1 protein-coding gene is annotated in these 901 nt (G+C 30.4%); it reads left to right on the top strand.

Annotated features, from left to right (window positions below):
- The first annotated feature begins 135 nt into the window (after positions 1 to 135).
- Entirely contained in the window at positions 136 to 849 is a 714-nt protein-coding gene (locus CQA53_RS11635) for a hypothetical protein (protein WP_115544038.1), read from the top strand.
- The last annotated feature ends 52 nt before the right edge of the window (positions 850 to 901 follow it).

Genomic DNA, 901 nt, shown 5'->3' with positions numbered 1-901 from the left:
CAGGAAATGAAATCATACACCAAGTGGGCGAAACCCAAATCATAGCCAAAGGAGACTCTGTCATCATAAAAGCAGGTGGAGTAGAAGTAGTGATAGATAACAAAGGACTTGTAGTCAAAGGTGGAGAGGTGAAGAGTGAGTGAGATAATAAAAGATAATGATAGGGAATCTCAAAAAGACAAAGCAAATGCAGATTCAACAAAGCTAGATTCTGATGATGATAAGATTATTTGGGAGTTGAAACATAAAAAAACATTAGGTTTCTTTTACTCTTGGTTTGTGCGATATATATTTTTCTTTGGCGGAATATATTATATTATTATAGGCACACAAAAATATTTGAGCAGAGATGATAATGGTTTATTGATTAGTGTCATCTTGTTATTTTTGGTAATATTGTGGTTTTTTGTAAGTCCATTATTGATATACAAGACGCTGAATGCAAGAAAGATTTTGATAAAAAATAATAACTTAATATTGAAAAAATACATTGGTAAAGATATTAATTTGCCATTAGGCACTTTTTTTATAGATATTAGAAATCCTACTTGGTTTGCTGCACTATTGGTATGCGATGATGTAGAAATTGTTAATTTTCACGGAAAGAGCATTTATACCTTACAGCTTATTGAGGATAATATAGAAAACCTTAATCAACTTTATGTTGTTCTAAATCCATACATCAATGATTTTTTATATTCTTTAGATAAAGATAACTACCATAAAGCCTATAACATTCTGTTGCCCATAACCCAAAACTTTCACTCCAATCTTTATAAAGATAAAAATAGGCAATTTAACCTTAATAAAATCGAAAGATTGCGAAAGGAACAAGAAAATGCAATGTAATACACAAACTCAATCTCCCTATATCTCATTAGAGTTTTGTTCTTGTCAGCAA

It is taken from the genome of Helicobacter didelphidarum, assembly GCF_003364195.1.
GTDB lineage: Bacteria > Campylobacterota > Campylobacteria > Campylobacterales > Helicobacteraceae > Helicobacter_A > Helicobacter_A didelphidarum.
The sequence above is the reverse complement of the archived record's forward strand: the minus strand, read 5'-3'. Positions and strand labels throughout refer to the sequence as shown.